General features: G+C 66.8%; 23 protein-coding genes. 15 read left to right on the top strand and 8 right to left on the bottom strand.

The genetic code is table 11. The features are described from left to right. The first annotated feature begins 30 nt into the window (after positions 1-30). From ABIC94_RS22505 to mnhG, 14 genes are all read left to right on the top strand, one after another. Complete coding sequence (locus tag ABIC94_RS22505; protein ID WP_354375198.1) at positions 31-345, top strand: integration host factor subunit beta; 315 nt, start codon at positions 31-33, stop codon at positions 343-345. A 48-nt stretch (positions 346-393) separates the two neighbouring features. Further along, a complete protein-coding gene (locus ABIC94_RS22500) occupies positions 394-735 on the top strand; it encodes a LapA family protein (RefSeq protein ID WP_354375197.1) in 342 nt (113 codons plus the stop codon). Next, on the top strand, positions 725-1,903 hold the full coding sequence (lapB, locus tag ABIC94_RS22495) for a lipopolysaccharide assembly protein LapB (protein ID WP_354375196.1): 1,179 nt from the start codon (positions 725-727) through the stop codon (positions 1,901-1,903). The genes ABIC94_RS22500 and lapB overlap by 11 nt, the downstream gene beginning before the upstream one ends. Before the next feature lie 147 nt (positions 1,904-2,050). Next, positions 2,051-2,416 carry a ComEA family DNA-binding protein gene (locus ABIC94_RS22490; RefSeq protein ID WP_354375195.1) on the top strand — a complete coding sequence of 122 codons (366 nt, stop codon included), beginning with the start codon at positions 2,051-2,053 and terminating at the stop codon, positions 2,414-2,416. Between the two features lie 215 nt (positions 2,417-2,631). Then, complete coding sequence (locus tag ABIC94_RS22485) at positions 2,632-3,600, top strand: TRAP transporter substrate-binding protein (RefSeq protein ID WP_354375194.1); 969 nt, start codon at positions 2,632-2,634, stop codon at positions 3,598-3,600. 35 nt (positions 3,601-3,635) lie between these two features. Continuing rightward, entirely contained in the window at positions 3,636-4,169 is a 534-nt protein-coding gene (locus tag ABIC94_RS22480) for a TRAP transporter small permease (RefSeq protein WP_354375193.1), read from the top strand. A gap of 21 nt (positions 4,170-4,190) precedes the next feature. Further along, positions 4,191-5,504, top strand: a complete 1,314-nt coding sequence (locus tag ABIC94_RS22475) for a TRAP transporter large permease (protein ID WP_337319757.1) — start codon at positions 4,191-4,193, stop codon at positions 5,502-5,504. A gap of 17 nt (positions 5,505-5,521) precedes the next feature. Beyond that, positions 5,522-5,902: a fluoride efflux transporter CrcB gene (gene crcB, locus ABIC94_RS22470; RefSeq protein WP_354375192.1), complete on the top strand. Its 381-nt coding sequence runs from the start codon at positions 5,522-5,524 to the stop codon at positions 5,900-5,902. A gap of 86 nt (positions 5,903-5,988) precedes the next feature. Continuing rightward, positions 5,989-8,931, top strand: coding sequence for a monovalent cation/H+ antiporter subunit A (locus ABIC94_RS22465; RefSeq protein WP_354375191.1), 2,943 nt, complete (start codon positions 5,989-5,991; stop codon positions 8,929-8,931). Next, positions 8,931-9,284: a Na+/H+ antiporter subunit C gene (locus tag ABIC94_RS22460; RefSeq protein WP_354375190.1), complete on the top strand. Its 354-nt coding sequence runs from the start codon at positions 8,931-8,933 to the stop codon at positions 9,282-9,284. Before ABIC94_RS22465 ends, ABIC94_RS22460 begins: the two co-directional genes overlap by 1 nt. Continuing rightward, positions 9,284-10,984: a monovalent cation/H+ antiporter subunit D gene (locus tag ABIC94_RS22455; protein WP_354375189.1), complete on the top strand. Its 1,701-nt coding sequence runs from the start codon at positions 9,284-9,286 to the stop codon at positions 10,982-10,984. The genes ABIC94_RS22460 and ABIC94_RS22455 overlap by 1 nt, the downstream gene beginning before the upstream one ends. Continuing rightward, a complete protein-coding gene (locus ABIC94_RS22450; protein ID WP_354375188.1) occupies positions 10,981-11,472 on the top strand; it encodes a Na+/H+ antiporter subunit E in 492 nt (163 codons plus the stop codon). The genes ABIC94_RS22455 and ABIC94_RS22450 overlap by 4 nt, the downstream gene beginning before the upstream one ends. Continuing rightward, positions 11,469-11,747, top strand: coding sequence for a K+/H+ antiporter subunit F (locus ABIC94_RS22445; RefSeq protein WP_126747510.1), 279 nt, complete (start codon positions 11,469-11,471; stop codon positions 11,745-11,747). The genes ABIC94_RS22450 and ABIC94_RS22445 overlap by 4 nt, the downstream gene beginning before the upstream one ends. Beyond that, positions 11,744-12,109 carry a monovalent cation/H(+) antiporter subunit G gene (gene mnhG, locus ABIC94_RS22440; RefSeq protein ID WP_354375187.1) on the top strand — a complete coding sequence of 122 codons (366 nt, stop codon included), beginning with the start codon at positions 11,744-11,746 and terminating at the stop codon, positions 12,107-12,109. Before ABIC94_RS22445 ends, mnhG begins: the two co-directional genes overlap by 4 nt. Positions 12,110-12,138: 29 nt before the next feature. On the opposite strand, the gene ABIC94_RS22435 is transcribed toward mnhG, so the two are convergent. The 7 genes from ABIC94_RS22435 to ABIC94_RS22405 are packed head-to-tail and all read right to left on the bottom strand — an operon-like array spanning position 12,139 to position 19,825. Beyond that, entirely contained in the window at positions 12,139-13,173 is a 1,035-nt protein-coding gene (locus tag ABIC94_RS22435; RefSeq protein WP_354375186.1) for an XdhC family protein, read from the bottom strand. A gap of 14 nt (positions 13,174-13,187) precedes the next feature. Then, entirely contained in the window at positions 13,188-13,817 is a 630-nt protein-coding gene (locus tag ABIC94_RS22430; RefSeq protein ID WP_354375185.1) for a CoxG family protein, read from the bottom strand. A 31-nt stretch (positions 13,818-13,848) separates the two neighbouring features. Further along, complete coding sequence (locus ABIC94_RS22425) at positions 13,849-15,063, bottom strand: vWA domain-containing protein (RefSeq protein WP_354375184.1); 1,215 nt, start codon at positions 15,061-15,063, stop codon at positions 13,849-13,851. 25 nt (positions 15,064-15,088) lie between these two features. Further along, positions 15,089-15,991, bottom strand: coding sequence for an AAA family ATPase (locus ABIC94_RS22420; protein WP_354375183.1), 903 nt, complete (start codon positions 15,989-15,991; stop codon positions 15,089-15,091). A gap of 58 nt (positions 15,992-16,049) precedes the next feature. Then, positions 16,050-16,841: an FAD binding domain-containing protein gene (locus ABIC94_RS22415; RefSeq protein WP_354375182.1), complete on the bottom strand. Its 792-nt coding sequence runs from the start codon at positions 16,839-16,841 to the stop codon at positions 16,050-16,052. Positions 16,842-16,863: 22 nt separating this feature from the next. After that, positions 16,864-19,314 (bottom strand): xanthine dehydrogenase family protein molybdopterin-binding subunit, encoded by a 2,451-nt coding sequence (locus tag ABIC94_RS22410; protein ID WP_354375181.1) that lies wholly within the window; start codon positions 19,312-19,314, stop codon positions 16,864-16,866. 13 nt (positions 19,315-19,327) lie between these two features. Next, the gene (locus ABIC94_RS22405) at positions 19,328-19,825 is read right to left on the bottom strand and encodes a (2Fe-2S)-binding protein (RefSeq protein WP_354375180.1); all 498 of its coding nucleotides are present in this window, start codon (positions 19,823-19,825) and stop codon (positions 19,328-19,330) included. Between the two features lie 183 nt (positions 19,826-20,008). On the opposite strand from ABIC94_RS22405, the gene ABIC94_RS22400 reads away from it, so the two are divergent. Continuing rightward, positions 20,009-21,145 (top strand): helix-turn-helix domain-containing protein, encoded by a 1,137-nt coding sequence (locus ABIC94_RS22400; protein WP_354375179.1) that lies wholly within the window; start codon positions 20,009-20,011, stop codon positions 21,143-21,145. Between the two features lie 10 nt (positions 21,146-21,155). Here ABIC94_RS22400 and ABIC94_RS22395 read toward each other — a convergent pair whose 3' ends face one another. Continuing rightward, entirely contained in the window at positions 21,156-21,533 is a 378-nt protein-coding gene (locus tag ABIC94_RS22395; protein WP_354375178.1) for a nuclear transport factor 2 family protein, read from the bottom strand. Between the last annotated feature and the right edge of the window lie 97 nt (positions 21,534-21,630).

Here is a 21,630-nt window from a genome sequence, read left to right as displayed (position 1 = left end):
TTTTTTTTCGTCCACGTTTTTGTTTGGCCTATGACCCGCTCTGACCTCGTCGAAGAACTCGCAGCGCGCTTTGCGCAGTTGACGCACCGCGATGCCGAATACGCCGTCAAGACCATCCTCGACGCGATGAGCGACGCGCTGGTGCGCGGGCACCGCATCGAGATCCGCGGTTTCGGCAGCTTCTCGGTCAACCGGCGACCGCCGCGCATCGGCCGCAACCCGCGTTCGGGCGAAAGCGTTCAGATTCCCGAAAAGCGGGTGCCGCATTTCAAGCCGGGCAAGGCGCTGCGCGAAGCGGTCGATGCAAAGACCGTCGAGCTGGGCGCCAAGGGCCAGAAGACCTGATCGGCGAATGGCTCCAAACGTAGAATCGTCCCGCCAACGGGAACGTGCATGAAATACCTCCTGTGGCTGCTCAAGGCAGCCATTTTTTTTACGCTTTTCGCCTTCGCGCTGAACAACCAGCACGACGCAACCGTCTACTTCTTCTTCGGCACGCACTGGCGCGCGCCGCTGGTGCTCGTCGTGCTCGCAGCCTTTGCGGGCGGGCTCGTGGTGGGCGCGCTCGGCATGCTGCCCGGATGGTGGAAGCACCGTGCCGCCGCCGCGGCCCAACAGCCTTCTGCCCCCCAGCAAACTCCAGCCACGGCCGGCTCGGCGGCAGTGCCTGCTGCTGCGCCGGCGCCGTCCATCTCCGCCACTGACCTTCCCGCCGTACGTCAACATGGACTTTGATCCCAGCTGGCTGCTGATCAGCCTGCCCGTCGCTTTTGTGCTGGGCTGGCTCGCGTCGCGCTTCGACATCCGGCAGCTCAAGCTCGAAAACCGGCAAGCCCCCAAGGCCTATTTCCGCGGCCTCAACTTCCTGCTCAACGAGCAGCAGGACCAGGCCATCGATGCCTTCATCGAAGCCGTGCAGAACGACCCCGACACGCAGGAACTGCACTTCGCGCTTGGCAACCTGTTCCGCCGGCGCGGCGAGTACCAGCGCGCAGTGCGCGTTCACGAACATCTGCTGGGCCGCGGCGACCTGAGCCGTGGCGACCGGGAGCGCGCGCAGCACGCATTGGCGCAAGATTTTCTGCGTGCCGGCCTGCTCGATCGCGCCGAAGCCGCGCTGCAAAAGCTCGAGGGCACGCGCTACGAGAATGAAGCGCGGCTCTCGCTGCTGGCCATCTACGAGCGTTCGCGCGAATGGACCCAGGCCGCCGACGTGGCGCAGAAACTCGACGAGTCCGACCAGGCGAGCTACAGCACGCGACGGGCCCACCATCTGTGCGAACAGGCCGCCGAGCAGGCGGCGGGCGGCGACCTGGCCGCGGCAGGCCGGCTGCTCGCAGAGGCCGTTGCGCTGGCTCCGCAGGCGCCGCGCCCGGCCATCGATTCCGCCACGCTGCAGCTGCGCAATGGCGAGGCAACCGCGGCCTTCGACACCCTCGTTGCCCTGAGCGACACCGCCCCGCTCGCGTTGCCTTTGTATGCCCCCGCGCTGCAGCAAGCCGCGGTTGCCGCGCACCGCGAAGGCGAAGCGCTCGCGCTGCTGCAACGGCGCTATGCCGATTCGCCGTCGATCGACGTGCTCGAGGCGCTGATGGCACTCGGCGGCTCGCCGACCACGGCCATTCCGGCGGCCGACGGCCAGCCACTTGCCCCGCGCGACGGCTACGTCGCGCATCTGGCCCAACAGCCCTCGCTGGTTGCGGCTTCGCGCTGGCTCGCCGGCGAGCGTTTCGAGCACGAGCAGTTCCATCCGCAAGTGCAGCGCGCGCTCGACCAGGCCACCCGTCCGCTGATGCGCTACCGCTGCGCCGCATGCGGCTTCGAGGCGCACCAGTACTTCTGGCACTGCCCCGGCTGCCAGGCCTGGGACAGCTACCCGCCGCGCCGCGTCGAAGAACTCTGAGCAACGTTCCGAACATGGTTCGGAACAATGGTCACCAGGGGCCTTGCAGCATGCCAAGCCGTCAACGCCGCTTTCCCTGCACTCGTTGAACGCGAGCCGGCACCTCCGTCGGCAAACAGTCAAATCAACAAATCAGGGAGTTCGATCATGTTCAAGAAAATCCTGGCCGCCATGGCCATGCTGTTTGCGGTTGCCTCGTTCGCCGCTGTCGACGTCAACAAGGGCACGGCAGCCGATCTCGACGGTATCAAGGGCGTGGGGCCCGCAATGTCCAAGCGCATCCTCGACGCCCGCAAGGAAGGCGAGTTCAAGGACTGGCCCGACTTCATGCAGCGCATCAAGGGCGTGAAGGAAAAGAAGGCAGAAAAGCTGTCGGCCGAAGGCCTCACGGTGAACGGCCAGGCCTTCGGTGGCCAGGCCAGCGCACCAGCCGCAGCCAAGACCGCCAAGGCCGATCCGGCAGCCAAGCCCGTGAAGACAACCGCCGCCGACGCGAAGCCCGCCAAGCCCTGATCGCACACCCCCCCAGTTCGCCCGCCGGCGCCGCCCCTCGCGGCACTTTGGCAATGCGATGAACGAAGCCGCCGCAAGGCGGCTTTTTTGTGCGCGCCGCAAAGGGATAAGCAGCCATCGCACGCCGCAGCGTGGCAGGGAAATGCCTCAGCGGTGGCCCGGAATTTGCACGTATGCTCGCTTTCGTTTTCACTTTCATACGTTCCGGAGCGCTCATGAATCACAAGTTCGGCATTGCCCTCGCTGGTCTCACCCTCGGCGCCGCAGCCTTCGCGCAAACCAAGTGGGATCTGCCCACCGCCTACCCGGCAACCAACTACCACACCGAGAACATCACGCAGTTCGCGAAAGACGTGGACGCGGCCACGGGCGGCAAGGTCAAGATCACCGTGCATGCGAATGCCTCGTTGTTCAAGGCCCCTGAAATCAAGCGCGCCGTGCAAAGCGGCCAGGCCCAGGCGGGCGAAATCCTGCTGGCCAACTACGCCAACGAGAACCCGATCTACGCGCTCGACGGCGTGCCCTTCCTCGCCACCACGTACCCGGATGCGAAGAAGCTGTACGACGCATCCAAGCCCGCTATGGAAAAGCTGCTCGCAGCCCAGGGCATCAAGATTCTGTTCATGGTGCCATGGGCGCCGCAGGGCATCTATTCCAAGAAGGAGATCAGCTCGGTGGCCGATCTGCGCGGCATCAAGTGGCGCGCCTACAGCCCGGCCACCGCCAAGATCGCCGAGCTGATCGGCGCCCAGCCGGTGCAGATCCAGCAGGCCGAACTCAGCGCCGCCATGGCCACCGGCGTGATCGAAAGCTACATGAGCTCGGGCTCGACCGGCTACGACACCAAGACCTACGAGCACATCAAGAACTTCTACGACACGCAGGCCTGGATTCCGAAGAACGCGATCCTCGTGAATGCCAAGGCCTTCGACGCGCTCGACGCCGCCACCAAGGCCGCCGTCACCAAGGCCGCGGCCGATGCCGAAGCCCGCGGCTGGAAGATCGCCCAGGAGAAGAACGACGAGTACAAGCGCCTGCTGACCGAGCGTGGCATGAAAGTGCACAAGCCCTCGCCCAAGCTCGACACCGACATGCGCCAGGTCGGCGGCATCATGCAGGCCGACTGGCTGAAGGCCACCGGTGCAGACGGCGCCGCGATCGTCGACGCCTACAAGAAGAAGTGATGAAGCCTTTACGCTCATCGCGGAAGGCCTGAAACGTGCGCCGCTTTCTTGATCACCTCTACAACGGCGCCGGCGCGCTCGGCGCCTTCTGCGTGTTCCTGATCTTCGTGCTGATGATCCTGGCCGGCGTGGGCCGCCAGATGAACTGGCACGTGAGCGGGCTCAACGACGTCGTTTCGTGGCTGTGCGCCGCGGCCGCGTTCTTCGCGATGGCGCACGCCTTCCGGCACGGCGACTTCGTGCGCGTGACGCTGCTGCTCGACGCCGTCCCCCCCAAGGTGCGGCGCGTGCTCGACGTGATCTGCCTGCTGATCGCCTCGGTGTCGGTGGCCTATCTCACCTACTGGGCCACCAGCTTCACCTACGAGAGCTACGAGTTCGCCGAAATGGCAACCGGCCTCGTGGTCATTCCGATCTGGATTCCGCAATCGACCTTCGTGATCGGCTGCTGGTTGCTGCTGATCGCAATGATCGACGAACTGGTGGGCGTGGTGCGCGGCGAAAAGCCGAGCTACCAGCGCGCCATCGAAGAACGCCACGCCGCCGGCGACTTCTCTTCCGACGTCTGAACCACAACAACAAAGACACCGATGTTCGAAAACCTCTGGATGGGCGCCCTGCTGCTCGCCATCATGCTGCTGTTGCTGGCGGGCGGCGTCTGGATCGCGATGACGCTGGCCATCGTCGGCTGGGTCGGCCAGGCCTTCTTCACCAACACGCTGCCGGGCAAGAACCTGTTCTCGGCCTTCTGGGAAAGCAACGCAAGCTGGGAGCTCGCGGCGTTGCCGCTCTTCATCTGGATGGGCGAGATCCTTTTTCGCACCAAGCTCAGCGAAGAGATGTTCGAGGGCCTGCGGCCCTGGCTCAACCGCGTGCCCGGCCGGCTGATGCACACCACCATCCTCGGATGCGGCGTGTTCGGCTCGGTCTCGGGCTCATCGGCCGCCACCTGCGCCACCATCGCCAAGGTGGCGCTGCCCGAACTCAAGCGCCGCGGCTACAACGAGAAGCTGGCCATCGGTTCGCTCGCCACTGCCGGCACGCTGGGCATCCTGATTCCACCGTCGATCACGATGGTGGTGTATGCCGTGGCGGCTGACGCGTCCATCATCCGCATCTTCCTGGCCGGCTTTCTGCCGGGCTTCCTGCTGATGCTGCTGTTCTCGGGCTACATCGGCTGGTGGAGCCTGCGCAACCCCGACCAGGTGCCGCCGGCCGATCCGCCGACCACTTTCATGGAGAAGATCCGGCTCTCGGGCAACCTCATTCCGTGCGCACTGCTGATCGTCTTCATCGTCTGGGTGCTGGTGGCGGGCTGGGCCACGGCCACCGAATGCGCGGCCTTCGGCGTGCTGGGCTCGCTGGCCATCGCCGCCTGGGGCAAGAGCCTCACCTGGAAGAACTTCAAGGAAGGGATCATGGGCGCCACGCGCACCAGCTGCATGATCATGTTCATCCTGGCCGGCGCCGCCTTCCTCACCAAAACCATGGCCTTTACCGGCATTCCGCGCGAACTGGCCGAGTGGGTCGACAGCATGCACCTGTCGCCCTATGCGCTGATCGGCGCGCTGGTGGTGGTGTACCTGGTGCTGGGCACGGCGCTCGACGGCATCTCGATGATCGTGCTGACCAGCGCGGTGGTGCTGCCGATGATCCAGAAGGCCGGCTTCGACCTGATCTGGTTCGGCATCTTCATCGTGCTGCTGGTCGAGATCGCCGAGGTCACGCCGCCGGTGGGCTTCAACCTCTTCGTGCTGCAGAACATGACCGGCAAGGACAGCAACGTGATCGCCAAGGCGGCCATCCCGTTCTTCTTCTGCCTGGTGTTGTGCATCGTGCTCATCACGCTGTTCCCGAGCATCGTCACGGTCTTGCCGAACGTGGTGATGGGCGTCGAGAAATAGCCAGCGGAAAAGAACGAATGCCAGCATTGCCGGTTCTTGCAATTTGCCTCGGGGCCTCGTTCGGCGCCCTGGCCAGGTGGGGCCTCGGCCTGTGGCTCAACACAGGTGGGCCCGTGCCCTACGGCACGCTGGCCGCCAACCTGATCGGCGGCTATCTGGTCGGCATGGCCGTTGGCGTTTTTCAGGCCATGCCGCAACTCGACCCGGTGTGGCGCCTGCTGCTCATCACGGGCTTTCTCGGCGGCCTCACCACGTTCTCGAGCTTCTCGGCCGAAGTCGTGGCGCTGCTGCTCGACGGACGCCCACTGCTGGCGCTGGGCACCAGCATGCTGCATCTGGGCGGTTCGCTGATGCTGACCTGGCTGGGCATACGCACAGTGCAACTCGCAGTCGGCTAGCCTCCCGCCCGGCACGCCGAAAACAACCCCGTGCCGTGCGGTCATGACCCGCGGCAACAGAGGGCCGGTCGATAGAATCGACCGCAATGCCCCTGGTCTTTCTCGTCGCACTCCCCTTCATTGCCAGCGTGCTGGCCGCGTTGATGCCGTCGAACGCGCGCAATCGGGAATCGACGCTGGCAGGGCTCGTCGCGCTGGGCTGCGCGGTACAGGCCGCATGGCTCTTTCCGCAGATCGTGCATGGCAATGTGCTGCGCCAGGAAATAGCGTGGCTGCCGGAGCTCGGCCTCAACCTCGTGTTCCGCATGGACGGCTTTGCGTGGCTGTTCTGCATGCTGGTGCTCGGCATCGGCGCGCTGGTGGTGCTCTATGCGCGCTACTACATGTCGGCCTCCGACCCGGTGCCGCGCTTCTTCTCGTTCTTTCTCGCGTTCATGGGCGCGATGATGGGCGTGGTGCTCTCGGGCAACCTGATCCAGATGGTGCTGTTCTGGGAACTCACCAGCTTGTTCTCGTTCCTGCTGATCGGCTACTGGCATCACCGTCGCGATGCGCGGCGCGGCGCGCGCATGGCGCTCACCGTTACCGGCGCTGGCGGGCTCTGCCTGCTCGCGGGTGTGCTGGTGCTGGGCCGTATCGCGGGCAGCTACGAGCTCGACGTGGTGCTCGCTTCCGGCAATGCAATTCGTGCGCATGCGCTGTATCCCGTCGCATTGGTGCTGATACTGCTGGGCGCCTTTACCAAGAGCGCGCAGTTCCCGTTCCACTTCTGGCTGCCCCGCGCCATGGCCGCACCCACGCCGGTCTCGGCCTACCTGCATTCGGCCACCATGGTGAAGCTCGGCGTGTTCCTGATGGCGCGGCTGTGGCCGGTGCTGTCGGGTACCGAGATGTGGTTCTGGCTGGTGGGCGGCGCGGGCGCCATCACGCTGCTGCTCGGCGGCTTCATCGCCATGTTCCAGCGCGACCTGAAGGCGCTGCTGGCCTACTCGACCATCTCGCACCTCGGGCTCATCACGCTGCTGCTCGGGCTCAACAGCCCGCTCGCGGCGGTGGCAGCGGTGTTCCACGTCATGAACCATGCGACCTTCAAGGCATCGCTTTTCATGGCGGCCGGCATCATCGACCACGAGAGCGGCACGCGCGACATCCGCAAGCTCAGCGGCCTGATGCGGCTGATGCCGATCACGGGCACGCTGGCCGTCATCGCGAGCGCTTCGATGGCCGGCGTACCGCTGCTCAACGGCTTTCTCTCGAAGGAGATGTTCTTCGCCGAGACGGTGTTCATCCAGGCCACGCCGTGGATCAACCTGAGCCTGCCGATCATCGCGACCGTCGCGGGCATCTTCAGCGTGGCGTACTCGGCGCGTTTCGTGTTCGACGTGTTCTTCGGTCCGCCGTGCGGGCCGGACGTACCGAGAAAGCCGCACGAGCCGCCGCACTGGATGCGCGTGCCGGTCGAGCTGCTGGTGCTGGTGTGCCTCGTGGTCGGCGTCGCACCGGCCTGGTCCATCGGCCCGTTGCTGGCAGCAGCCGCCACGCCGGTGGTCGGCGGCTTGCTGCCCGAATACAGCCTGGCCGTTTGGCATGGCTTCAACCTGCCGCTGGCGATGAGCTTCGTGGCGCTGGTCGGCGGCATGGCGCTGTACCTGTCGCAGCGCCGCCGCCGCGCGCGCGGCGAGCTCGAGCACACGCCGCTGCTGCACCGCTTCGACGGCCAGGCCATTTTCGAGCACCTGCTCGCGCAGCTCAGCGAGGCCGGCCGGCGCAGCCGCCGCGTGCTGGGTACCCGGCGCCTGCAGTCGCAGTTGCTGCTGTTGATTGCGGTGGCGGCCGCGGGCGCCGCGGTTTCGCTCTGGACCGCACCCGTGGCGCGCGGCAACCGCGAGCTGCTGCCCTTCTCGACGATGTTCGCAATGACCTGGCTCATCGGCGGTATCTGTGCGCTGGCTGCCGCATGGCAGGCCAAGTTCCACCGGCTCGCCGCGCTGATGCTGGCCGCGGGCGCGGGGCTGGTCTGCTCGGTCACCTACATCTGGTTCTCGGCACCCGACCTTGCGCTGACGCAACTTGTGGTCGAGGCCGTGACCACGGTGCTGATTCTGCTGGGCCTGCGCTGGCTGCCGATGCGCAGCAAGGACGCCGTCCAGCCCGCGCGCGCGAGGCTGCGCCCCTGGGGCCGGCGCGGGCGCGACCTGCTGGTGGCGGCTGCTGTCGGCAGCGGCATGTCGGCGCTGGCGTGGGTGATGATGACGCGACCGTTTCCGCAGAGCATCTCGCCCTTCTTCCTCGAGCGGGCGCTCACCGAAGGCGGCGGCACCAACGTGGTCAACGTCATGCTGGTCGACTTCCGCGCTTTCGACACCTTCGGCGAAATCACGGTGCTCGGCGTGGTGGCGCTCACGGTCTACGCCTTGCTGCGCCGCTTCCGTCCGGCGCGCGAGTCGATGGCCCTGCCGGCGCAGCAACGCTTGCAGGCCGACGACGGCAGCAGCGATCTGCTGAACCCCCGCCTCGCCAAGGACACGGCCGTGGGCTACCTGATGGTGCCGGCCGTGCTGGTGCGGCTGCTGCTGCCGCTCGCGGTGCTGGTGTCGGTCTACTTCTTCATGCGCGGCCACAACGCACCCGGGGGCGGCTTCGTCGCGGGGCTGGTCATGTCGGTGGCGCTGCTGCTGCAGTTCATCGTCTCGGGCACCGAATGGGTGGAAGAGCATCTGCGCATTTACCCACGCCGCTGGATCGCCGTCGGCCTGCTGCTGGCGCTGGTTACGGGCAGCGGTGCGGTGGTGTTCGGCTATCCGTTCATGACCACGCACACCGCCCACCTGCACCTCCCGGTCCTGGGCGAACTGCACGTGCCGAGCGCCCTCTTCTTCGACATCGGCGTGTTCGCGCTGGTGCTCGGCGCCACCATGCTGATCCTCACCGCGCTGGCGCACCAGTCCATTCGCAGCCACCGCTGGGCCGACGAGCAGGCTGAAAAGGAAGCACTGGCCCAGGCCGAAGCCGTGGAGGGAGCGCACTGATGGAAATGGTGCTCGCACTCGCCATCGGCGTACTCACCGGCTCGGGCGTGTACCTGCTGCTGCGCCCCCGCACCTTCCAGGTGATCATGGGCCTCACGCTCATCTCCTACGCCGTCAATCTGTTCATCTTCAGCATGGGGCGGCTCAAGCTCGACAGCGAACCCGTGCTGGTCAAGGGCCTCACTTCCACGCTGGCCAACACCGCCGACCCGATGCCGCAGGCGCTGGTGTTGACGGCCATCGTGATCGGCTTCGCAATGACGGCGCTGTTCCTCGTGGTGCTGCTGGCCTCGCGCGGCCTCGCCGGCACCGACCACGTGGACGGCGAAGAGCGGCAGGAGGCGGCCGAGTGATGGAACCGGTTCACCTGCTCGACCGCTTGCTCGACTTCAGCATGCCGCACCTCGTGGCAGTGCCGATCCTCGTGCCTTTGCTCACGGCGGCATTGATGCTGCTGCTCGGCGAAAACCGGCGCCGCGCCAAGTCGGCCCTGAGCGTGGTCTCGGGGCTGGTGGGCCTGCTGGCGGCGCTGGCGCTGCTGCGCTGGGTGAATGCGCCCGATACCGGCGACGGCCCCGGCTCGATCGGCGTCTACCTGCCCGGCAACTGGCAAGCGCCTTTCGGCATCGTGCTGGTGGCGGACCGGCTGTCGACCATGATGGTGGCGCTCACCGGCGTCGTTGCCTTCGCGGCCTCGATCTATTCCACCTCGCGCTGGGACCGGGCCGGCGTGCATTTTCATCCGCTGCTGCAGCTGCAGCTCATGGGCCTGAACGGCGCCTTTCTCACCGGCGATTTGTTCAACCTGTTCGTCTTCTTCGAGGTGATGCTCGCTGCCTCCTACGGCCTGCTGCTGCACGGTTCCGGCCGGCTGCGTGTGCAGGCCGGGCTGCACTACATCGCCATCAACCTGGCCGCCTCGTCTCTCTTCCTGATCGGCGCGGCGCTGCTCTACGGCGTGACGGGCACGCTCAACATGGCCGACCTGAGCGTGCGCATCGCCGAGCTCGCGCCGGCCGACCGCGGCCTGGTGCATGCGGCGGCCGCCATCCTCGCGACAGCGTTCTTCGCCAAGGCCGGTGCATGGCCGCTCAATTTCTGGCTGGTGCCGGCCTACAGCGCGGCGGTGTCGCCCGTGGGCGCGGTCTTTGCGCTGTTGACCAAGCTCGGCATCTACACGCTGCTGCGGCTGTGGACGCTGCTCTTTGCGCCGGACGCCGGCGCCTCGGCCGCGTTCGGCCAGTCCGCACTCATCGCCATCGGGCTTGCCACGCTGTTCGCGGGCGCCATGGGCATCGTCGGCACGCAGCGGCTCTCCAATCTCGCGGGCTTCAGCGTGCTGGTGTCGGCCGGCACGCTGCTCACCGCAATCGGGCTCGGGGAGCCTGCCGTATGGGCCGGCGCCCTTTACTACCTGCTGAGCTCCACGCTCGCGGTCAGCGCCTTCTTCCTGCTGATCGACATGATCGAACGCTGGCGCAACGCCGGCATGAGCGTCGCGCCGCACGAAGCGGCGGGCAATGCGCCCTTCTTGGCGGAAGACCTGCGCGTGCTCGACGACGTGAACCTCGACGACGAGGCTCAAGCGCTCTACGGCCGCGCAATTCCCGCCGGCGTGGCATTTCTCGGCCTGAGCTTCATCGGCTGCACCTTGCTGCTCGCGGGCCTGCCGCCGTTCTCGGGCTTCGTGGGCAAGTTCGCCATGCTGTCCGGCGCCTTCGTGACCAGCGGCACCTCCACGCCGGCATGGATCTTTCTGGCGCTGCTGCTCGCGTCGGGCTTTCTGGCGCTGATTGCGCTGAGCCGCACCGGCATCCGCCATTTCTGGACCCAGCCGCATCCCACCATGCCCGCTCTGCCCGCACTCGAGGTGCTGCCGGTGGCCGGCCTGCTCGCGGCCTGCGTGGCGTTGACGGTATGGGCCGGCCCGGTCATGCGCCACGCCCTCATCACCGCCGAAGGGCTGCGCACGCCCACCGCGTATCGCGATGCCGTGCTCAATGCGCGGCAGGTGCCCAACCCGGTGGCTCCGCAGAAGGGCACAGCACCATGAAGCGCTGGATTCCTTCGCCGCCGCTCTCGATGGCGCTGTTTGTCGTGTGGCTGCTGCTCAACCAGTCGCTGGAGGCCGCCACGCTGGCATCGGCCGCGGTGCTGGCCATTGCAGTGCCGCTGCTCACCAAGGGCCTTCGGCCGGCCGCCGTGCACATGCGCAAGCCCTGGGTCGCATTGCGGCTCACGGGCCGGGCCGTGGCCGACATGCTGCAATCGGCCCTCTTCGTGGCGCGCCGGCTGCTCACACGCCGCACATCGCGCATCGCATCGAAGTTCGTGAACGTGCCGCTCGATCTGCGCGACCCGAACGGGCTCGCGGTGCTGGCCATGATCATGTGCCTCACGCCCGGCACCGCCTGGGGCGAAATTTCGTTCGACAGCAGCGCGCTGCTGGTCCACGTGTTCGATGTGGACGATGAAGCCGCCTTCATTGCGCTGATCAAGCAGCGCTACGAACGTCCGTTGATGGAGATCTTCGAATCATGACGCCTGTACTTTTCTGGGCCTTGAGGCTGGCACTCCTGCTGCTGGCCGTGGCCATGCTCTGCGCGCTGGCCCGCCTGCTGGTCGGCCCGACCGCCCAGGACCGCGTGATGGCGCTGGACTGCCTCTACATCAACGGCATGCTGATGATGCTGGTGCTCGGCATCGTCTATGCGAGCAACGTGTACTTCGAAGCGGCCATGCTCACGGCGCTGTTCGGCTTCGTCGGGTCGACGGCCATGGCCAAGTTTCTCTTGCGCGGGGAGGTCATTGAATGACTGACTTCATCGTGGGGCCGCTGCCGCTGTGGGCGGAAATCGTCACCGCCGTGTTCGCGGTGCTCGGCGCTGCGTTCGCCGCCATCGGCTCCTTCGGCCTCGTGCGCCTGCCCACTTTTTTCCGCCGCATCCATGCGCCGACGCTCGGCGCGACGGTGGGCGTGTGGTGCATGACCATCGCCACCATCGTCTATTTCTCGGTGCAGGGCTACAGCCTGTTCCTGCATGCCGTGCTGATCGTTCTCTTCATTGCGCTCACGGCCCCCATCACCACCATCTTCCTGATGCGCGCCGCGCTCTTTCGCGAGCGGCAAAAGGGCGGCAACGTGCCGCCCGCGGCAAAGTCGGGCCCATCGGATTGAACTGAACAGGGCAGGAAGCGGCTGGCGGTTCAGCTCATCGCGAGCTGCTGCATGCCCTTGGCGCGCGCCACTTCCATTTCGCGCGGCAGCGTCACGCCGTTCTTCACCGCAAGAATCTCCGCCATCACGCTCACGGCGATCTCCGGCGGCGTCTTGCTGCCGATGTAGATGCCGATGGGGCCGCGCAGCCGCACGAGCGATTCCGCCGTCTGGTCGAAGTGCTCGATCATGCGGTCGCGCCGGGCGTCCGCATTGCGGCGCGAACCGATGGCGCCCACGTAGAAGGCCTCGCTCTGCAGCGCTTCGAGCAGCGCCAGGTCGTCGAGCTTGGGGTCGTGCGTGAGCGCGACCACGCAGCTGCGCCGGTCGGGCTTGAAGGCCAGCACGGCGTCGTCGGGCATCTCGGTCGTGATCTCCACGCCGGACAGCGACCATGCGGTGCGGTATTCGGCACGCGGGTCGCACAGCGTGACGGCAAAGCCGCTGAACTTGGCCATGGTTGCGAGGTACTCGGCCAGTTGGCCCGCGCCGATCAGCAGCATGCGGTATTCGGGGCCGAAGGTGTTGGTGAGCTCGGTGTCGTTCACCTTGAGTTCGTCGGGTGCCGTGGCCTCGTTCAGCCGCACGGCACCGGTCGCGAGCGTGACGGTGCGCTGCATGAGCCTGCCCTGCTCGAGCTGAGCCACCAGCGTGTCGAGCAAAGCCGCATCGGGGTCGTATTCGAGCAGCAGCTCCAGCGTGCCGCCGCAGGGCAGCCCGAAGCGGTGTGCCTCGTCGGCCGTGATGCCGTACTTCACGAGCACGGGCGGCGCGCCCACGGGCACCTCTTCGCCACGGTCATTGCCATTCGCGTGCGCATGGCTGTAACGGGCGATCAGGTCGTCCTCGATGCAGCCCCCGGAGACCGAGCCCACCACCGCACCGTCTTCCGCCAGCGCCATGATCGAGCCGACCGGCCGCGGCGACGAGCCCCAGGTGCGCACCACCGTCGTCAGCAACGCGCGCTTGCCGGCCTGCCGCCAGTCGCGCAGCGTGCGCAGCACCATGACGTCGAGATTTTCCATAACGTGGTCAGTCCTCAGCTTTCGTTGCCCGGCACGGCGGGCGCGTCCTTGTCGTCCTTCTTGCCGAGGCCGATCTTCTTCATGAGGCCGGACATGACGCCCGCCTTCTCCGCGGGAGCCTCCGCCGTTTCTTCGGCGGCAGCCGGCGGCGGTCCGTAGCGGCTTTGCATCTCCGCCTCGAAGCGCTTGAAGAAGTCATCGGCGGTCGACTTGGCGGCGCCGTCGATCAGGCGTTGCCCGAGTTGGGCAATCTTGCCGCCGACCTGAGCCTGCACGGTGTAGTCGAGTTCGCAGCCGGCCGGGGACGGTGCTGCGGTGGCCTCGGCATCGGCATTGGCGGCGCCATCCAGCGGCCTCAGCGTCACGCTGGACGACCCCTTGGCAAACCCCGCAACGCCGCCCTGCCCCTCGAAGGTGAGCTTGTAGCCGTCGGGCGCAACGATGTCGGACAGCATCACCTTGCCGCTGAACTTGGCCGACACCGGCCCGATCTTGAGAGCGAGCGCCACGCTGTACTGGTTGTCGCCCGTGAGCTCGAACTTGTCGCAGCCGGGAATGCACTTCTTGAGCGTCTCGGGATCGTTCAGCGCTTCCCAGGCCTGTTGTTGCGTGACGCCGAGACGGCGGTTGCCGAGCATTTCCATGGTGGGGTTCCTTTATCTTTTCCGTGAGGCCCTACCGGCCAGACCGCATCAAGGCGGCGAGGCTGGCGGCCAGCTGTTCGAGAGCACTGAGATTGTGGACCGCCAGCATCGCGTCTGCATGCCGGTGCAGCACGCCGGCCCCACGCGCCAAAGGGGCGTAGCCCTCGAAGCGCAGCAGCGGGTTGAGCCACAGCAGGCGGCGCGAATGGCGCTTGAGCCAGAGCAGTTCGTTTTCCAGCAGCGCAGGCTCCCCGGTGTCCAGCCCGTCGCTGATCACCAGCACCAGCGTGCGGCGGCCTGTCAGGCGGCGCGCATGCGCGCGGCGAAGCTCGGCCAGCGAACTGCCGAGCCGCGTGCCACCCGCAAAATCGTCGATGGCAAGGCTGGCCGCGCCCAGCATGGCGTCGGTGTCGGCCAGTCTAAAGGCGGGTGTCAGGTCGGTCAGCCGGGTGCCGAAGGCGAATACGTCGCGCCGCCCGGCCCGCCGGGTGGCCGCATGCAGAAACGCGAGCAGCAGGCGCGCATAGCGCTCCATCGAGCCCGACACGTCGACCAGCACCAGCAGCGGCAACGGTTGCTCGCGGCGGCTCAGCTTCGGCAGGCGCAGTATTTCGCCGCCCGTGCGCGCGGCCTCGTGCAGCACGCCGGGCCAGTGCATGCGCGCATGCTGCGGGCCCGCGTCGCTCGCCACACGCAGACGGCGAGACGGCAACGAGGGAATCGGCAAGCTCACATCGCGTGCGAGGCGTTCGACCAGCCGGTATTCGGAAGCACCGAGCGCGTTGAAGTCCGCATGCTGCAGGCGCTGGCGGTCGCTCGATGTCATGGCGGCATCGAACTCGACCTCCTTGTCGGGCTTGGCGGCCACGGCCGGCTTGGCCGGATCGCGCGGCGCGGAGAGTGCCTCGCGCACACGCGGGCGGCGCTTCGAGGGCTCGGCCTTGCCCTCGGCGCTCGGCAGCATCTGCGCGAGCAGCTTGTTGGCCAGTTCGGGATCGCGGAACCACGCGTCGAACAGTTCGCGAAACACCATGCGGTCCTGCTCGCGGCTCACCATGACGGCTTCCATGGCCGCGCTCAGGTCGAGCCGGCTTTCCACGCCCACGAGCGTGGCCGCTTCGGCGGCGAGCGCGATGCGCATGGCATCGGTGCGCACGCCGGCGCGGCGCAGGGCGCGGCCAAAGGCCGTGATGTTGCCGGCCAGCTTGCCGCTGCGTACGTCGCCGAGTTGCTGGATGCCGGTCATGGGCGGCCGCTACCTTCGGCCACGCTCAGGGCGCAACCGGCTCCTCGGGCTTCAGCAAATCGGACGCCAACTCGCGCGTGAGCGCGGCCACGTCGTCGCGTTGCTTGAAAAGAATGCCCGCGGTGTCGATCACCACTTCGGGGTCGAGTTCGACAGTGTCGAGCGCAATCAGCGCGCTCGCCCACTCGACGCTCTCGGCGATGCCGGGGGCACGCTGGAACGCGTTGACGAACGGCGCATCGCGCAGCCGCGCAACAAAGGCGGCCACCTGGGCCGAGAGCTTCTCGCCGGCCTCGGGCACCTGGGCTCGCACGATGGCCAGCTCGCGTTCGCGCTCGGGGTAGTCGAGCCAGTGATAGAGGCAACGCCGCTTGACCGCATCGTTGAGCTCGCGCGTGCGGTTGCTGGTGAGGATGGTGACGGGCGGTACCACGGCGCGCACGGTGCCAAGCTCGGGAATGCTGACCTGGTATTCGCCGAGGTATTCGAGCAGAAAAGCCTCGAAGGGTTCGTCGGCGCGGTCCACTTCGTCGATCAGCAGCACGGCGCCGGGTGCGGGCGTCTGCAGTGCCTGCAGCAGCGGGCGGCGAATCAGGTAGTGCGGCTGATAGACCTCGGCTTCGACATCGCGTGCCGCACCGGTGGCTTCGGCGGCGCGCATGTGCAAGAGCTGCGCGGCGTAGTTCCACTCGTAAAGCGCCTCGCGCTGCTCCAGCCCGTCGTAGCACTGGAGGCGCAGCAGTTCGCGGTTCAGCGCCTTCGACAGCGCCTTGGCCAGCTCGGTCTTGCCCACACCGGGCTCGCCCTCGAGCAACAGCGGACGCTGCAGCTTGAGCGCGAGGAACACGGCCGTGGCCAGGCGCCGGTCGGCGAAGTAGCCGGCCTGCATCAAACCGTCGGAAAGGGAATCGATGGTCGGAAAAATCATGGCAAAGCGTAGCGGAAGACGCGGGGATATCGCGCCTCCCGGTTTGTTCCGGGCTGCTTCAGCCCAGCGCCCTGGTCACTGCGCGCTGGGTCAGCACGCTGATCAGATTGGCACGGTAGGCGGCCGAGGCGTGCAGGTCGCTGTTGAGGTCGCTCGCATCGATCTTCACCGCTGCGGCGGCTGCCGCGGTGAAGCTCTTGTTGAGCGCATCTTCCAGTCCTGCGTGGCGGAACACGCCGTTGCCCGCGCCGGTGATGGCCACCCGAACGCCGCTGTCGTACTGCGCAAGGAACACGCCGACGAGTGGAAAGTTCGATGCCTTCTGGCGCAGCTTTTCATACACGGCGCGCTTCGGAATCGGAAAGCGGATCGCGGTGATCAGCTCGTCCTCTTCCAGCGCCGTGGTGAACATGCCGAGGAAGAAATCGTCGGCCGCAATCTCGCGCTTCGAGGTGATCACCGTCGCGCCCGAACCCAGCACCGCGCTGGGATAGCACGCGGCCGGGTCGTTGTTGGCCACCGAGCCGCCGATGGTGCCCATCGCGCGCACCTGCCGGTCGCCGATGCGCCCGGCCAGGTCGGCCAGTGCGGGAAAGACGGCTTTCACGTCGACGTTGTTCGCCACATCGAGGTGGCGCGACATCGCACCGATGGTGATGGTGCTGCCGTCTTTCTTGATGCCGGTGAGTTCCTGGATGCCGCCCAGGTCCACGAGCTGCTCGGGCGCCGAGAGCCTGAGCTTCATGGAAGCGAGCAGCGTCTGCCCGCCGGCCAGCGGCTTGGCGCCCGCGGCAACGAGCTTGGCCGCATCGGCCACGGTGGCCGGCCGTTCGAGTGTGAAGGCGTACATGGTGTGGTTCCTTCTTCTATGTTCAGGGGGCCGGGCGGCCTTGGGTGCTGGCGGCGAGCGAGGGCGCTTGCGGTGTTGCAGCTTGCGCGGCGCTTCCGCTGCCTTTTTGCATCGCTTCCCAGACGCGGCTGGCCGACGCAGGCATGTCGAAGTCCTTCACGCCGAGCGGCGCCAGCGCGTCGAGCAATGCGTTGATCACGGCCGGCGGCGAACCGATGGCCCCGGCCTCGCCGCAGCCCTTGGTGCCCAGCGGGTTGTGCGTGCACGGCGTGCACACGGTGTCGAGCTTGAACTGCGGAAAGTCGGCGGCCCTGGGCATGGCGTAGTCCATGAAACTGCCGGTGAGCAGCTGACCGGTCTCGTTGTCGTACACGCAGTTTTCGAGCAGCGCCTGGCCGATGCCTTGCACCAGCCCGCCGTGCACCTGGCCTTCGACGATCATCGGATTGATGATGGTTCCGAAGTCGTCCACCGCGGTGAAGCGGTCGACGCGCACCTCGCCGGTCTGCTTGTCGACCTCGACCTCGCAGATGTAGGTACCACCCGGGAAGGTGAAGTTCGTCGGGTCGTAGAAGGCGGTTTCGTTCAGGCCGGGCTCGAGCTTGTCGAGCGGGTAGTTGTGCGGCACGTAGGCCGTGAGCGCCACCTGGCCGAACGGAATCTTCTTGTCGGTGCCCTTGACCGTGAACTCGCCGTTGGCAAACTCGATGTCGGCGTCGCTCGCCTCCATCAGGTGCGCGGCAATCTTCTTGGCCTTGGTCTCGATCTTGTCGAGCGCCTTCATGATGGCCGCGCCGCCCACCGAAATGGAGCGCGAGCCGTAGGTGCCCATGCCGAAGGGCACGCGGCCCGTGTCGCCATGCACCACGTCGACGTTGTCGACCGGAATGCCCAGGCGCGCCGCCACCACTTGCGCGAAGGTGGTCTCGTGCCCCTGGCCATGGCTGTGCGAGCCGGTGAACACCGTCACGCTGCCGGTCGGGTGCACGCGGATTTCGCCGCATTCGAACAAGCCGGCCCGCGCGCCCAGCGCCCCCGCGATGTTCGAGGGTGCGATGCCGCAGGCCTCGATGTAGCTCGAGTAGCCGATGCCGCGCAGCTTGCCCTTGGCCTCGGTGGCCGACTTGCGCTGCGCATAGCCCTCGACGTCGGCGAGCACGCGGGCCTTGTCCATGCAGGCATGGAAGTCACCGGTGTCGTACTGCAGTGCCACGGGCGTCTGGTACGGAAAGGTGGTGATGAAGTTGCGCTTTCGAATCTCGTCCTGGCCCAGGTTCATTTCCCAGGCGCAGCGCGACACCAGGCGCTCCAGCAGGTAGGTGGCTTCGGGCCGCCCCGCGCCGCGGTAGGCATCGACCGGCGCGGTGTTGGTGAACCACGCATCGACCTCGACATAGATCTGCGGCGTGGTGTACTGGCCCGCGAGCAGCGTGGCGTAGAGGATGGTGGGCACTGCGGTCGAGAAGGTCGACAGGTAGGCGCCCAGGTTGGCGTCGGTGTGCACCCGCATCGCGAGGAACTTGCCATCCTTGTCCAACGCCATTTCGGCGTGGCTCACATGGTCGCGGCCATGCGCATCGGACAGGAAGCACTCGGAGCGCTCGGCCGTCCACTTGATGTTGCGGTTGAGCTGCTTGGCCGCCCAGGTCAGGCACACGTCCTCGGCATACAGGAAGATCTTGGAGCCGAAGCCGCCGCCCACGTCGGGCGCAATCACGCGCACCTTGTGCTCGGGCAGGCCGAGCACAAAGGCCGTCATCAGCAGGCGTTCGACGTGCGGGTTCTGGTTGGACACATACAGCGTGTAGTCGTCGGTGCCGCGGCTGTAGCTGCCGATGGCCACGCGCGGCTCAATCGGGTTGGGCACCAGCCGGTTGTTGACGAGGTCGAGCTTGGTCACGTGCGCGGCATTGGCAAACACCGCATCCACCGCGGCCTTGTCGCCCAGCGCCCACTTGTAGCACTGGTTGTCGGGCGCTTCGTCGTGCAGGGTCACGCCGCTGGCCTTCTTCGCCGCGTCGGACACGCTCACGACCGCGGGCAGCACGTCGTACTCGACCACCACGGCCTCGGCCGCGTTCTTGGCCTGCTCGACCGTCTCGGCCACGACCATGGCCACATGGTCGCCCACATAGCGCACCTTGTTGATCGCGAGGATCGGGTGCATCGGCTCCTTCATGGGGGTGCCGTCGGGGTTGTTGATGAGCCAGCCGCAGGGTAGCCCGCCCATTTTTCCTTCGATGTCCTTGCCGCTGAAGATGCCGACCACGCCGGGCATCTTGAGCGCCTCGGCGGTGTCGACCGACTTGATGACGGCGTGGGCGTGCGGCGAGCGCACGAAGACCGCATGGCTCTGGTTGGCCAGCGTGATGTCGTCGGTGTAGTTGCCCGCGCCGGTCAGGAAGCGATAGTCTTCCTTGCGCCGCAGCGCTTCGCCGATGTGGGGCAGGTTCGAGAAATCGGAAGCACCCATGATGTTGCTCCCTTCACGCCGTGACGGTGATCTTGACCGGGGTGCCCGAGGCCATCGCCTCGCCGCCCATCTGAACGGCCTTGACGATGTTCTGGTAGCCCGTGCATCGGCACAGGTTGCCGTCGAGCAGCTCGCGGATTTCGGACTCGCTCGACTTGGGGTGGTGGGTGCACAGGTCGATGGCGCTCATGACCATGCCGGGGGTGCAAAAACCGCATTGCAGGCCATGGCATTCCTTGAAGGCCGCCTGCATGGGGTGCATGGTGCCGTCGGGTTGGGCGATGCCCTCGATGGTGGTGATTTGCGCACCGGCCGCCTGCCCGACCAGGATGTTGCACGACTTCACCGCCCGGCCATTCAGGTGGATGGTGCATGCGCCGCACTGGGCGGTGTCGCAACCGACGTGGGTGCCGGTGAGATGAAGATGCTCGCGAATAGCGTGCACCAGAAATGTATTGGGGGGTGCGTCGACCGTGGCCGGTCGGCCGTTGACCGTGAAAGCTACCTGCATTTGGCTGTCTCCGTTGAAGGTGATGGCTGGTTCAGCGAGTGGCATCTTGGATGCCGGCCCCGTGCACTATCCTAGGCAAAACCCTCGCCGCTTGCGCAGTGCGCGCGAAATTCTCAAAATGGAACAACTTGCGGTCTGGCAAGCTTCATAAAAAGACGCCTCCCATCCGAGCGAACCGACCCGATGTCCGCCTCAACCGTTTCGTCCCTTCCCGAGCGCGCCCTCGCCATTGCGCAAGCCCGGCGGGAGCTGATCCACGGCGAGGCCGACCGTGCACGGGGCGCCACGCGCATCGAACCGTGGATCGTCCGCTCGTGGCAGCGCTGCATCGAAGCAGGGGAGCAACCGCAGCAGCGCGTGAGCTTCAACCCTGTGGCCCAGTCGGTCATTCGCGAGGTGGCCGAGCGCAACCGGGCGCTGGTGGCGGCGGCCCGGCCGGTGATCGAGCGGGTGTCCCGCGCCATTGCCGACACGCGCTATTTCGCGGTGCTGACCGATGCCGACGGCATGGTGGTCGACGTGGGCCCGCTTCCCGACAGCACCGACACCGCCAGCCGCCATGCCCGCAACATCGCGCGCGTGGGGGTCGACCTGTCGGAGCGCGCGGTCGGCACCAGCGCCATCAGCACCGCGCTGGCCGAGCAGGAGTCGGTGTGGCTGCACCGCGGCGAACATTTCTTCGAGGACACCAGCGTTTACAGCTGCGCGGGGGCGCCGCTCTTCGGTCCGCAGGGCGACTGCATCGGCATGCTCGACCTGACGGGCGTGCAAGTGGTGGAACGGCCGGAACTGCGTCACCTGGCCATGCTTTCGGCGCGCAGCATCGAGAACATGCTGGTGCTGAACGAACCCTGCGAACTGCGGCTGCATCTCTCGTGGCCGGGCTGCCCGAGCAGCGAAGCCACCGAAGGCCTGCTGTGCGTCGATGCCAACGGCAACGTCACCGGCGCCAATGCTGCAGCGCGGCAGATGCTGCACCAGCCGCTGGCGCGCAGCCAGCATGCCCTGCATTGCAACGACCTGTTCGCGCTGCCGCTGAACATGCTGTTCGACGCCGCCCGGCGCGGCGACGCCGTGCTCGAAGTGCCGCTCTGGTCGGGCCTGCGCGTGCAGGTTCAGCCCCGGCGCGGCGGCAAGGGCTCGCGGGGCGCGGCACCCGAAGCCCAGCCCCGGCTGCGCGACGTTGAAACCGCCCTGATCCGCAAGGCCGTGACCGACGCCCGCGGCAACGTGGCCGAAGCCGCACGCACCCTCGGCATCAGCCGCGCCACGGTCTACCGCAAGCTGTGGCGCGGGCGCCCCTCCGGCGCCACCGATTGAAGCCGGACCTTCAGGCTCCCACCGGCACCTTGTCGAGGAACCCGGTCACCGACTGCAGCTTGCCGGCATCGAGCTGGGCGAAGTCGGTGCCCTGGATCAGGTCTTCGGCACCGCTCGGCCCCAGGGTCCACGAAAAGCGCAGGTTGTCGCCATGCGCCTCGGCCTTGCCGAACAGGTTGAAACGAAAGCCCGGGTAGCGCTGGTGCACGGCGCCGACCAGCGCGCTGATCTGCTCGCGGCCACTGGCCTGGGCCATTGGGTCGACGTAGTGCGCGTCGGCGGTCCAATGGGCTTCGATCAGCTCGGCGCGGCGTGCGGCATCGGTCTCGTTCCAGACGGCGATGTAGCGCTGGGCAATGGCGGTGGCGTCGTGTGCGGCGGTGTTCATGATGACGATTCCTTTCGAATATCTCGACCCGCAACATCGCGGGGTGAAGGAATGGTCGCGCCGGGTGCTTCCGGCGTCGATGACCTGGGAGGTCATG

This window comes from Variovorax paradoxus (assembly GCF_040544635.1).
In the GTDB taxonomy this organism is placed as follows: Bacteria; Pseudomonadota; Gammaproteobacteria; order Burkholderiales; family Burkholderiaceae_C; genus Variovorax; species Variovorax paradoxus_R.
This window is presented reverse-complemented; position numbering and strand designations above follow the sequence as displayed.